General features: G+C 41.6%; 11 protein-coding genes. 8 read left to right on the top strand and 3 right to left on the bottom strand.

Annotation, left to right across the window (positions count from 1 at the left end; translation table 11 throughout):
- Positions 1 to 86: 86 nt before the first annotated feature.
- The 6 genes from murC (at position 87) to lpxC (ending at position 8,119) form a co-directional block, all read left to right on the top strand.
- Positions 87 to 1,526 (top strand): UDP-N-acetylmuramate--L-alanine ligase, encoded by a 1,440-nt coding sequence (gene murC / locus CUR83_RS11145; protein WP_284719657.1) that lies wholly within the window; start codon positions 87 to 89, stop codon positions 1,524 to 1,526.
- A 23-nt stretch (positions 1,527 to 1,549) separates the two neighbouring features.
- Positions 1,550 to 2,650 (top strand): D-alanine--D-alanine ligase, encoded by a 1,101-nt coding sequence (locus CUR83_RS11140; RefSeq protein ID WP_425301302.1) that lies wholly within the window; start codon positions 1,550 to 1,552, stop codon positions 2,648 to 2,650.
- Between the two features lie 513 nt (positions 2,651 to 3,163).
- Entirely contained in the window at positions 3,164 to 3,958 is a 795-nt protein-coding gene (locus tag CUR83_RS11135) for a cell division protein FtsQ/DivIB (protein WP_071003045.1), read from the top strand.
- A gap of 112 nt (positions 3,959 to 4,070) precedes the next feature.
- Positions 4,071 to 5,408, top strand: coding sequence for a cell division protein FtsA (gene ftsA, locus CUR83_RS11130; protein ID WP_058024576.1), 1,338 nt, complete (start codon positions 4,071 to 4,073; stop codon positions 5,406 to 5,408).
- A 270-nt stretch (positions 5,409 to 5,678) separates the two neighbouring features.
- Positions 5,679 to 6,884: a cell division protein FtsZ gene (gene ftsZ, locus CUR83_RS11125; RefSeq protein WP_240366541.1), complete on the top strand. Its 1,206-nt coding sequence runs from the start codon at positions 5,679 to 5,681 to the stop codon at positions 6,882 to 6,884.
- Between the two features lie 317 nt (positions 6,885 to 7,201).
- Positions 7,202 to 8,119 (top strand): UDP-3-O-acyl-N-acetylglucosamine deacetylase, encoded by a 918-nt coding sequence (gene lpxC / locus CUR83_RS11120; protein ID WP_071003046.1) that lies wholly within the window; start codon positions 7,202 to 7,204, stop codon positions 8,117 to 8,119.
- A gap of 298 nt (positions 8,120 to 8,417) precedes the next feature.
- On the opposite strand, the gene CUR83_RS11115 is transcribed toward lpxC, so the two are convergent.
- Positions 8,418 to 8,933 carry a hypothetical protein gene (locus tag CUR83_RS11115; RefSeq protein WP_186473717.1) on the bottom strand — a complete coding sequence of 172 codons (516 nt, stop codon included), beginning with the start codon at positions 8,931 to 8,933 and terminating at the stop codon, positions 8,418 to 8,420.
- Positions 8,934 to 9,177: 244 nt separating this feature from the next.
- On the opposite strand from CUR83_RS11115, the gene CUR83_RS11110 reads away from it, so the two are divergent.
- A complete protein-coding gene (locus CUR83_RS11110; RefSeq protein WP_284719656.1) occupies positions 9,178 to 9,906 on the top strand; it encodes a CHAP domain-containing protein in 729 nt (242 codons plus the stop codon).
- A gap of 414 nt (positions 9,907 to 10,320) precedes the next feature.
- Here the strand turns inward: CUR83_RS11110 and CUR83_RS11105 are convergent, their stop codons facing one another.
- Both CUR83_RS11105 and CUR83_RS11100 read right to left on the bottom strand, forming a co-directional pair.
- Positions 10,321 to 11,046 carry a DOMON domain-containing protein gene (locus CUR83_RS11105; protein WP_284719655.1) on the bottom strand — a complete coding sequence of 242 codons (726 nt, stop codon included), beginning with the start codon at positions 11,044 to 11,046 and terminating at the stop codon, positions 10,321 to 10,323.
- 259 nt (positions 11,047 to 11,305) lie between these two features.
- Entirely contained in the window at positions 11,306 to 11,617 is a 312-nt protein-coding gene (locus CUR83_RS11100) for a YhbY family RNA-binding protein (protein WP_058024582.1), read from the bottom strand.
- Between the two features lie 334 nt (positions 11,618 to 11,951).
- Between CUR83_RS11100 and CUR83_RS11095 the strand changes: the two genes are divergently transcribed.
- Positions 11,952 to 12,584 carry an RlmE family RNA methyltransferase gene (locus CUR83_RS11095; protein WP_284719654.1) on the top strand — a complete coding sequence of 211 codons (633 nt, stop codon included), beginning with the start codon at positions 11,952 to 11,954 and terminating at the stop codon, positions 12,582 to 12,584.
- The last annotated feature ends 347 nt before the right edge of the window (positions 12,585 to 12,931 follow it).

The raw sequence follows: 12,931 nt of genomic DNA, 5'->3' as shown, positions 1-12,931 counted from the left end.
TTTCGGCTTTTGCCACTCGTTATTTTTTACTGATCATATTTTACTGTCCTTCAATTTTTATTATCCCTTAATAAAGAGAAAATTTTATGTCTACCTCTGCCAAAGCCCTTCCTAAGCGTTTGATTGAAATACCAGAAATGCGCCGTATTCAGCATTTGCATTTTATTGGTATTGGTGGCTCAGGCATGTGCGGCATCGCTGAGGTAATGAACAATCAAGGTTATCAAGTCAGTGGTTCTGACATTGCAGAAAGCTTGGTGACCAAGCGTCTACAGCAGATTGGCATCAAGATATCGATTGGTCATGATTCCAAAAATATTGCCAACGCTGACGTGATCGTCGTGTCATCAGCGATTGATCGTAGCAATCCTGAGGTAAAAGCCGCACTTGAAGCTCGCCTGCCAGTCGTACGCCGCGCCGATATGCTTGGCGAGTTGATGCGCTATCGTCATGGTATTGCCGTTGCTGGTGCGCATGGTAAAACGACGACGACCAGTTTGCTCACCACCATGATGGCAGAAGGACAGCTAGATCCTACCTATGTGATTGGTGGTAAGCTAAATGCCTCAGGTAAAAATGCAGCACTAGGCAACAGCCGTTTCTTGGTAGCAGAAGCGGATGAGTCCGATGCGTCTTTTTTATCACTGCGCCCAATGGCAGCAATTGTGACCAATATCGATCAAGATCACATGGAAACCTATGAGAACAGCTTCGATAAGTTAAAAGCTGCTTATATTCAGTTTTTGCAAAACATGCCGTTTTACGGGTTGGCCGTGGTATGCGGTGATGACCCTGAACTGTATGCGATGATTGATGACATTGGTCGCCCAGTATTGACCTTTGGCCTTGAGCCTTTTAATGACGTACAAGCTGTCGATCTGGTGGCAGAAGGTACCAAGACGCACTTTACCGTATTGCGCCGTGACCGTGAGCCATTGCGTCTGACATTAAACATACCTGGTACACATAATGTCTATAATGCACTGGCTGCTATCACCATGGCCACGGATGAAGGTGTTGATGATGCCGCGATTGAGCGTGCCCTACAGAAGTTTGCAGGGGTAGGCCGCCGATTTGAGCAGCATGCCTCAGTCGATATCGATGATGGCAATGTCCTATTGATTGATGATTACGGTCATCATCCAAAAGAAGTTGACGCAACCATCAAAGCCGCTCGCCAAAGCTTTCCTGATCGCCGTTTAGTGATGTTATTTCAACCGCATCGTTATAGCCGTACCCGTGATTGTTATGACGATTTTGTCGAAGTGCTATCAAGTGTTGATGAGCTGCTACTATTGGATGTATATTCAGCAGGTGAAAGCCCGATTATAGGCGCTGATACCAAGTCATTAGCGCGTAGTATTCGTCTGCGCGGTGAAGTTGAACCGACGATTATTGACAAAGACAATCTTGCCCCTGTGATGCAGCGTTTATTAAAAGCCAATGACATGCTTATCACGCAAGGCGCGGGTAATGTGGGGCATATCGCTATTGATTTGGCTGCCAATAATCTTTACATCAAGTAAGCTAAAATTTAGGAACTATCTTCATGACGACTAATAATAAAGAAAACATGAGTACTCAGAACCTCGCTATCGATGATACCGAAGATAGATCAGCCATCACCAATCCAGAACCAGCATTGGCGGCGGCTGCACAAGCAGGACAAAGCGACGCGAGCATTTCGCCAAATGAGGAAGAGAATAAAAAATCTATCAGTACGATGACTGGTCATGTAAAAGATGCCGCTCAGTTTGGTAAAGTCGCTGTGATCTATGGTGGTAGCAGCAATGAGCGCAGCGTGTCTTTGGATAGCGGTGCGGCTGTATTGCAGGCACTGCAAAACCAAGGTGTCGACGCCACTCATTTTGATCCTAAGCATCAAGACATCACAGAATTACGTGATTACGATCGCGTGTTTAATGTCTTGCACGGTCGTGGCGGCGAAGACGGTCTACTGCAAGGTGTATTACAGTGGTTTGATATACCGCAAACGGGATCTGGCGTTTTGGCATCAGCATTAGGTATGGACAAAGTGCGTACCAAACAGCTCTGGCAAGGTTGCGGCTTATCCACAGCACCGTTTTCATTATTGACGGCTGATACCGACTGGCAGCAAGTGGTCAATATGCTAGGACTGCCGCTTATCATTAAACCCGTTCACGAAGGCTCAAGTATTGGCATGACCAAGGTCAATCATCTCGATGAATTGCCTGCGGCCTATGCTACTGCCGTACAGTGTGGTGATGCCGTGATGGCTGAGCGCTGGATCACAGGTCGTGAGTTTACGATTGTGATTATCGATGACGAAGCTTATCCTGTCATTCGACTTGAGCCTGCTGATATCACCAATTTCTATGACTTTGAGGCCAAGTATAATCGTAACGATACCAGCTACTATATTCCTTGCGGATTGAGCGCTGCTGATGAGAAGCATCTGCAAGAGTTAAGTCTGGCGGCATTCCGTGCTGTAGATGCAAAAGGTTGGGGACGTATTGACGCCATGCAGGATGAAGCAGGGAATTTCTGGTTGCTTGAGATCAATACCGTGCCCGGTATGACCAGTCATAGTTTGGTACCAATGGCAGCCAAAGCTAGAGGCATGGATTTTGACACATTGTGCTGGCACATATTATCTCAGACAGTCTAATTTTTTGATGTGGCGCTCATCATATTTATCACGATTTTTTAGCAATGAGTCTGATGACAACCATATTGAGTAAATGAGCTATGTTAAAGCATGGGCAATGAGAAATTATATAGAGGTTTATAATTTCTCAGCTTTATCACTTTTGTAGCATGGCGATTTTAGTCAAAAAAGCCGTCAATGTATCACTAGAGCTGCTATAACATAGCTTCATGTAAACTTGTGTAAATTCAAGGCTACTAGCGAGCGTTACGCTATTGTTTGCCTATAAAATACGTTAATATTGTAAGAATAGCTTTGTTTTAGTAATATTTACGTTTTTTGTAGGGATAACCTATAAGTTATTCATAACCCAAGAAAAATGTTACGTTTAAATAAGAATAATCGCTGACTATCAGTCTTTTTATTGACAGTCTTTGATAATATATTGCTTTAATAAGCTTCTGCAAAAACTTGCAGATTTACGTCAATAATTAGCATGATCAGTTTTATGCAAATATAGGGACAAAGGTCGTTATGGCTCAAACTGTCAACGAGGTAACTGACTTGATGAGTGATAAAGCCGGTCGCCCAGCATCCAAACTCCAATTACCAACCTCGGCCCGATATCTTTTTATGATATTGGTATTAGGATTATTGGTACTAATATTGATAATGGGTGGTAAAGCGTTACGTGATGCACCGCCTGCTGAGATTCATATCAGCAATCAAGGGCTCTCTACCGCTCAATACAACTCATTGCAGACAGTGATGGATCAGCAAAAGGTCAGCAGTTTTTTTACTTCTGATTTGCAAGCATTAAGAGATATTACGACAAGCCTTGCATGGGTTGATCAAGTGAGTATCTCTCGAGACTGGCAACGCGGCATTGTAGTTACTGCACTACCTAAGCAAGCAGTCGCTAATTTTGGAACAGAGCGCTTGGTTGATGCCAAAGGATCTGTGTTCGTTCCTGCTGATAGTAGCGACTTGACGCAAGAGCGCTTTGCTACTCTGCAAGGTGAAATGGCTCAAGCGCCAGTCATTATGCAGCAAATGCAGCAAGTCAATGATTGGTATGCGCCACTTGATATGCAGGTTGAAGACATTATTTTGTCACCAAGAATGACTTGGCTCATTCGTTTTGATAATGGCTTGCGCGTCATCGTCGATAATGAGAACACCGCACAAAAATTACTGAATCTAAGCCAGTTACTTGGTAATCAGTTAAGCGGACGCCGAGATGAGATGCAATCTGTAGACTTACGCTACAAGAATGGTTTTACGATTGCCTGGGATATGTCAGCGCCGCCAGTTGATGAGCCCAAATAATTGAAGTAATACTGATGAGTGGTTACTTGAGTCGAAACTGTTTGCCCAAAATGAATAATATATGTACAACATCATAGCGTATTAACAGCGCTTTTTTTAATGATTCAATAGGATGGCATTATTTGCGCTCCTATTTAGTAATAATTTGTCTGCTACCATGAAATATAACGAAAATTTGGTTGTTGTCCATCTAAGTGCCACGGCAGTGTATGTCGTAATTGGCAATGTTGTCTCTGCAAAAGACATTCGTATCTTAGGCGTAGGGCAAGTTAAAAATAGCGATTTTTATCAAGGCCAAATTAAGCATCGTGAACGCCTACAAGGTGCTATCAAGCAAGCCATCCAAGAAGCAGAGGATACTGCCAATTGCCGCGTGCATAGCGTGTGGTTGACGCTCGCAACACCTGAGCTATCTAGTAAAAACAGTGCTGGAGAGGTGAGGGTTGAGGACGAGTTCGTACGTGCCAAAGATATGGTACAGGCCTTGTCTAATGCCAAGTCGCGCGATCTGCCATCCGATTACTATCTCATGCATTGCTGCCAGCAAGGTATCTATGTTGATGATCAAGACTTCATGGTCGACGATGTAATTGAGATGATGGCACATAATATCACTGTGATGTATCACATGATGATGATGCCTGTCGCTAGCCGCCAAAATATTCAAAAACTACTACAAAGCTGCGATGTCGGTATTGACCATATCGTATTTGATGCAGTGACCAGTGCTGAATACAGTTTAATGACCGAAGAGCGTCAGCAAGGGGTTTGCTTGGTAGATATCGGTGCCAGTACGACCAGTATTTGTGTTTACAAAGAAAATAAATTGATTTTTACGCATTGTATTGCTACTGGCAGCCATGAAGTAACAATGGATATTTCAGCTGATTTTGGTATATCGATGATTGAAGCTGAGAAACTGAAAAAGTCTCATGGTACGGCTGATGCCAATAGTGTCGACCCAAGCTCATTCTTTTTGTTTAAACCGCAAGGATCGAGCGATGAAATCAACATCGGTATCTATAATTTAGCACGTATCATTGAAGCGCGTTATGTGCAGATATTCACTGAAGTCGCTCGTCAACTGCATGAAGCAGGTTTAATAGGCTATATTGACAAAGGTATCGTGCTGACAGGCGGCGGTAGTACGATTAAAGGAATGATACCGTTTGCTAAACGGCTGCTCAAAATGCCAGTGGTATTGACCAATACGCATCCTGCTATTAGTGCTTACAATCATTTTGATAACGATGAGTCATTTAAACAGCTTAATAGTCAGGTCAATGACCGGGCTTACCAAACAGCTTTTGGCACACTATTATATAGTCAAAGTGAGCAGTTTCGCCGCAGTGAAAAAAGCGAACCTGATACGATTCAAAAAAATCGAGTCACAGGGGTCTTTCAAAGCGCAGGCAAACGTTTTGCTGATGTGTTGAAAAAAATACTATAGACATACTTACCAAACATGTAGAGCATAAGCGCTTTTGTAGGATGCTCTTAAATAAAGTAAGTAAAAATTGAAGTCATATTGAAAGTAATACGCTAAGCAGTAACAGTAATACCTTAAGCGATGATGACCTATTATGGTCCGCGCTGAACTATTTGATCCATAGCCCTGTTTTATTTAAATACATTTATATATAGTATGTCGATAGCGCGCCATATGAGTGCGTTACTACGTATCGACCTACACGCTATCTGCAACTGGAGAATCTTTTTTATGTCAAAATACACCATGCCAGATGATAACCAGCTTCAAAATAACGGCCAAGCGAGCTTCACTGTATTCGGTGTTGGCGGCGGCGGCGGTAATGCGGTTGAACATATGGTACAACAAGGGATTAGAGGTGTAACGTTCGTCTGTGCTAATACAGATAAGCAAGCGCTAGATCGTCTGACTGCACCGCACAAACTACAACTTGGTGCAAAAACGAACCGTGGTCTAGGTGCAGGTGCAAATCCAGAAGTTGGTCGTGAAGCAGCAGAAAGCGAAGAAGAAGCTATCCGTGCATTGCTTGAAAACTCAGATATGGTATTTATCACTGCTGGTATGGGTGGTGGTACAGGTACAGGTGCAGCACCCGTGGTTGCACGTATTGCCAAAGAAATGGAGGTGTTGACGGTTGCGGTTGTGACCACACCATTTAAATTTGAAGGTGGCAAACGTATTAAAGCTGCGAAAGCAGGTATCGAGCAGTTGACTAATTTCGTGGACTCGATTATCACGATTCCAAACGACAAGCTTATGAGCGTATACGGTAACATCTCTATGCAAGACGCTTTCAAAAAAGCGGACGATGTTTTGCTACATGCGGTTCAAGGTATTGCAGAGACTATCGCTAGCGAAGGTATGATCAATATTGACTTTAACGATATCCGTACGGCAATGACGGCTAAAGGTCATGCAATGATGGGTATTGGCCGTGCAAGTGGCGATGATCGTGCACGTCAAGCCACCGAAAAAGCCATCAGATCACCACTACTTGATGATTTACGTCTAGAAAATGCGAAAGGTCTATTGGTCAACGTGATTTCTTCTGAGTCATTATCACTGGACGAGATGAGCAAAATCAGCATTATCGTTGAAGAGATTACGGATATCGACGATGCTCATATTTTCTACGGCTCTGTAATCGATGAAAAAATGGGTGATGACTTGCATGTAACGGTTATTGCAACAGGTCTGACCTTAGATGAAAACGCAGGGCAAGAGCCAGAAGTAGTGGAGCAGCCGATTCCTTCTGTCAATAGTACACAACCTGTTGATCCTAATGTACATACCAGTGCATTAAATAGTCAGAAGAAATCACAAGCTCAACTGCATCAAGATAACGTTAATACTGCACGTCCAAGCGCGCCTCAAGAGCAGACAAAAACTAAAACCAATAGCATCCAAGACTATCTGAAGCGTCAACAGAACAAATAGTTTTTTAGTATTAAATTAAAAAAAGCCAGCGCTCAAACGCTGGCTTTTTTGTGTCTACATAGAAAAGACTGGCCTATAAAAGGAGAGTAACACAATCAGGAGTATCGCAAAATGTTTCTGATCGAAAAAATATATCCAGAATCTAGTGTTTCGAAGCCTTCAACAGGGCATAAAACTGTGAAAATATATGATGAGATAATGACGATAAGTGTTATCAATCAAAGAGATAAGGAAATTAACCCTTTTTATTTGTAGCGGATATGGGGAAGGTAGTGGTACACTATGTCAATTGTAACAAAATATGTGAGAAGACAGCCATGAACCAAAGAACCATAAAGACAGCGATAGCCGTTACAGGTACTGGTCTCCATAGTGGTCAGCCTGTTGACTTGGAGTTTCATCCACAGCCGGTTGATACTGGTATTGTTTTCGAGCGCTCTGATATTGTAGGCAGCGAGCCTATTCCAGCAAGTGCTTTTTTGGTGCAAGACACCATGATGTCATCAAACTTAGTATTTGGTGGTACGCGTGTAGGTACGGTTGAGCATTTGCTAAGTGCGATCGCTGGGCTTGGGGTAGATAATCTATTGATTCGTGTTTCTGCTTCAGAAATACCGATTATGGATGGTAGTGCCGCTCCTTTTGTTGCTTTGCTACTTGATGCAGGATTCTGTGAACAAGATGCTTTAAAGAAGTTCATTAAGATTGTACGACCAGTACGCGTCAAAGTAGATGATAAATGGGCAGAGCTACGCCCTTACGATGGATTTGAATTGAATTTTGAGATTGACTTTGATCACCCTGCCATCGACAGAAATTTTCAACATGCTCAACTGCAATTCTCTACCCAAAACTTTATTGAGCAGCTAAGCGAAGCACGTACTTTTGGCTTTTTGCGTGACATAGAACAATTGCGTCAGAATAATCTGGCCTTGGGCGGCAGTATGGAAAATGCCATCGTCATCGATGATGCCAATATTCTTAACGAAGAAGGCCTACGCTTTAATGATGAATTTGTTCGCCATAAAATTTTAGATGCGCTCGGGGATTTATATCTGATTGGTTATCCTATCGTCGGTCGTTTCAATGCCTACAAATCTGGTCATGCATTAAATAATTTGTTAGTGCGTGAAATACTCTCTGATAAAAATAACTTTGAAATTGTAACTTTTGATGACAATGTAACATGCCCGATCGAATATTCACCGCTAAATGGTTTAGCAGTTGAAGGATAAATACAGGAATATACACGAAGTATCGAAACATTTACGCAATATTACATAGCAACGCTATAATTACATTTATATAATATGCAATATTTTAAATATAAAGTTTATAGCATTTTGTGAATTTTATTCTAAGGCAGAGTGCGTAAAAGCTGTAGGTGATTTCCAAATCATCTATTGGTGCTATTCATAAATTGAATGGCCCCAATAGATGATTTTTTTTGTTTAAGACATTACAAAAAAGCAGCGTTACCAATCTCACTTTATGGTTTTGTTTACATAAATTTACATTGTAATATCTGTATTTTTAATGATTTGCTAGGCGTAGGAGGGCTTTTTTTAGATTTTCATCAGTGGTGACATGCTCTGCAGCCTGTGATATAGTCCGTTTTGTGTTTTGGCTAAGAGCCTGATTTTCATTGGCTTTACTAGGTTTGGGCAAGGTTGCTAATAACGCTGATGATTGTCTAGATGAATAATTATCAGCAAATGTTTTAGCTACTACAACGCGAATTTGCTTGAGTTGTTTAAATGTAATTGACTGCTCTGTTAATACTTGCAAATACGCATTCTGTAAATAGCGAATATGATTAGCAGCTGTCATCGAACCCACACTGAGTATTAACTGCTCAGAGGTTAAACCTACGACCCAACAAGTATTGAGGATTTCCTCAGGTAGACAGTCTACCAGCAGCTCTTTTACCTCATTGGTCGCTTCTATATATAGCCGCATGTTATTAGCAAGAGGTTGAGGTAGCGCGCTACCAGCAAAGGCTTGATGATCTATAAGCTGGGCAAGCCGATTAGGCTGTTTTTTTGACATCGTGATGACTCATCTATTAGGTGACAAACTCGATATGTAGAATAGACATGCTAAAAGCGATATATAGCAAAATTTTATGAGGTAGTTGACTAAACGGGTGGTAATACTGGTGTTAGTCACTATAAAAGAACGAGCTGTTGTGATAAGGATTTTATCATGTTTTTTAATGATTATATCCTCTAAATTAATTGATGTTTCGTCACGGATGACGAGCAGACTTGTATTAACAATAGGTAGTAAATTTATGAAACAAGCTTTATTAATTTTGTCAGTATTGGGAATGGGTATCGCACAGACGAGTGGTGCTGCCGAAACAACCTTTCAACCAAATAATACCTTGAGTCATACCATCACAAATATCTCTACTTCTGCGAACTATGGTTCTAGTCGCAACATCTACAGCACTAACAGTGGTGCTCATGTATATAGCAACGATGAGATCAGTCAAGCCATTGACAATTTAAGCGCTCATGCTAAGCAAAAAGAATATCAGCTTGCGTCACTCACTAGCCGTTTGTCATATGAGCAGCGTCAACAGCAAGCAAGTCGTGTTCCTGATCGCAATTCTGCTCCTGCTATCGCAGCAGCACATGCCTCACGAGTTGCACTATCTAGAAGTTCTGGCTACTGTGCTCGCTATGTACGTAAAGCGCTACAGTCAGCAGGTTACAAATTTACGCCTAATCCTTCAGCTTATCAATATGCCTCTCGTGGCACACTAGCCCAAGCAGGCTTTACCAAAATTAGTAACGATATGGAACCTCAAGTTGGTGACGTCGTTGTCTATAACCGCACCTCAAGCCGTCCACATGGTCATATCCAGATTTTTGATGGCAATGACTGGGTATCTGATTTCCGTCAAAACAGCATCAGCCCATATAGCGGTACTTACAGCTATACCACATGGCGTGATTCGCAGTATGTTGATGATGCATCAGACCGTGGTATCTACCTTGCGATGGCTGACAAATAAGTATCAGTTAAACGAATTAAAAGTTTTCTCCAAACTCAGTAATGCTCTTTATGACATTGCTGGGTTTTTTTTGTGCTTTAAATAGGGCGTGTTAAACATTCGACCATGGCACTGACAGCGACTATTTTTTAGGCGATTCGATGTTAAAAATAATAAGTTTAGTCATTCTAAGCGCTTATTTTTAACGATGAAGCGGCAAAAAAGAGTCCTGTCCCCTGCTTTTATCGTTGGGGCTGATGCTAAAATTGCCCCATACTGCGTTACAAATCTCGCTAAGGCATCTGCATTATCGTCGCTTTGTGCCTTGTCTGGAACAATTTTAGCGATCAGCAGTGCCTATTTTCGAATGTTCAATACGCCCTAATGATATCTAATAATAACTGTATCTAAGTGAGTGCAGATCATAAAAGTAAATCAAAGTGCAAATTTTGGCCAATAGTCTTGATTATGAAAATCAGGCGGGGAGGCGTGCTGAGAGGCAAAATATAAAGCGGTCTTACCGAGCTGTAAAATAACACAAGGATGTATCTGCTCAATAATCGTATTTGCAATGGCGTATTTTTGATTAGGAAGTTCGACCAGAGGAACGTTAAAGCCTCGCTCGTAGCGATGAATGGAATACGCTGCTGGTGATTTGTCAAACAACGATTTCTGTATTATGTCCTGTGTATTTATATTATCCGTCCACTCAATAGAGGCACGTGTGTGTCCATCAGTCTCGTATAAAGGTGCTGGTGGCAATGTGGCAGGTTGACGATAGCTTTTAAACTCATAGAGTGCATAGCGGCCATCAGGGTTGGCATTAATCTCAATGTAAGATTCAGCGTCTTGAGTCTCAGTAGCAGCCTCATCACTTAGAGTGTCACCCATGATAAAGCATTCAAGGCAAGTCTCTTCCCACAGATAATCAGCAAATCCTACTCGGGCTTGCTGCCAAGTTGGCCAAACCAATTGATTGGCTAATATTTGACTGGGTAAAGTAATTTGATAGGTTAACTGTAATTGTAATATTGGCTGTCGAACGATCTTAGCGTTCACCTTGACACAAATACGCTGTAATGCTTCTACCGTCACGTCCAGTTGCTGTGCGTCTTTTTCTAGCGTCTCGGCGGCTATAACAAGATTAAAAAATTGGTTCATTATTTATCAAACTCTATAATACTTTTAAAAATTAATGGTAAAAGATTAAACCGAATAACTAGGGCGCACCTCGAATTCAAACGTTTATCACCATTTTTAAATAGGGATATGCCCTAGGCTGATACGTTACACTAAGCAGATCCAAAACCAGCAGACAAGACAAAAGCCGCGAGCAAGATGCATCGCGGCTTTTATAGTTACCGTCATTATTTAAGCTGATGCGGCCTACTGTTATTCAAGCAAAGCTTGTCATGACATATTACTGCGCGTGACGTGCTAGGTTAGACAGTTTAGGGTTGGCATTTGGATTTTGGCGTAGCAATAATGCCATACGTCCAATAGAATGGACCAAAGACGCATTAGCTGCTTTAGCAAGTTCAGCGCCAACGATGTCGCGCTCTTCTTTGGTGCCAGCAGGCAGTTTTACTTTGATAAGCTCATGATCTGTTAGCGCGCGATCAATCTCTTCGGTAATGGTTGGGGTAATACCTTTGTTGCCGATCATAACGATAGGCTTTAGCTCGTGACCGATGCCTTTTAGACGTTTGATGGTAGCGTTATCGAGTTGCATAGAATTCCTAGGTGTTGGTAAAAATAAAAATGGTACTGTCAAAAACAGTTATGGATCATTATAGATAATCTGTGACCATCTTGCATGAGATCAGCAGGATTTTGCACGATTTTACGTGACGAAAATGTTAAACTGAATGTTTGGTACATTATAAACGCTACTGCCTTATAAAACAGTCATTTAACCAATAGAATTTGGTCAGTTTGCGACCAACCATGAATAAAAAATCTGATTAACACCGTATTTAGAATAATCCGCAACGGATTAGTATCAGTTTGTAAGCGATAGCGCAATTAAAGCAGCTAGATTTAGTAAAGCAATAGGAGCAGGTATTTTGGCCACGCGTATCGAAAACAAAAAACTATCAAAGAGCAGCAGTGCTTGGATGAAAGAGCACATTGACGATCATTATGTACAAAAGGCTCAAAAAGATGGCTACCGTGCCCGTGCCGCTTATAAATTATTAGAGATTAACGAAAAAACCAACCTGATTAAAAAAGGCATGACGGTGGTAGATTTGGGTAGTGCGCCTGGCAGTTGGTCTCAAGTAGCGGGACAGTTGGTTGGTGACGACGGTATCTTGATTGCCTCTGATATTCTGGCGATGGATGCTTTGCCTAATGTTACCTTTATTCAAGGTGATTTTCGTGAAGCTGAAGTGTTTGACGCCATTATGGCAGAAGTAGGCGATAAGCAAGTCGACGTGGTATTGTCTGATATGGCACCCAATACGGCGGGGAATAGCGCTATCGATCAGCCGCGTATGATGTACTTATGCGAGCTGGCAGTGGACTTTGCTTTATCAACCTTACCAAAAGGTGGCGCACTTATTATGAAAGTGTTTCAGGGCGAAGGCACACAAGAATTACGCAAGCAGATGCAGCAGGATTTTAGTAAGATTCGTAGTATAAAACCAAGTGCGTCACGTCCGCGCTCAAAAGAGATGTTTTGGGTGGCGATTAAATAGTTTTAACATCAATGAGTTGCTACTATTGTAAGCGAGTTAATCAGTCACCATAAACTATCATTATGGTCGTATAAAAAGCGCTACATTCATTAACTGAATAATCGTGAAACCTGCTTGAATTATGCAGGTTAGCGCCATATATCATGGTATATTACCTTTGTTTTTAGCATACGTTTTAGACAAAGTCGTCTGATAATAAGCGTTTTACAAGCTCAATGATCGTATATCTATGTTTATCTCATACTGATTATTTATAAAAGCAATTTTTATGCTACCTGTAAATCATATAAATTTAATTTAGCAGCTTTTTATTATCGGGATACTCGTTAAAAATGAGCAATACGTTT

This window comes from Psychrobacter pocilloporae (genome assembly GCF_029872915.1).
Classification (GTDB): domain Bacteria; phylum Pseudomonadota; class Gammaproteobacteria; order Pseudomonadales; family Moraxellaceae; genus Psychrobacter; species Psychrobacter pacificensis.
The sequence above is the reverse complement of the archived record's forward strand: the minus strand, read 5'-3'. Positions and strand labels throughout refer to the sequence as shown.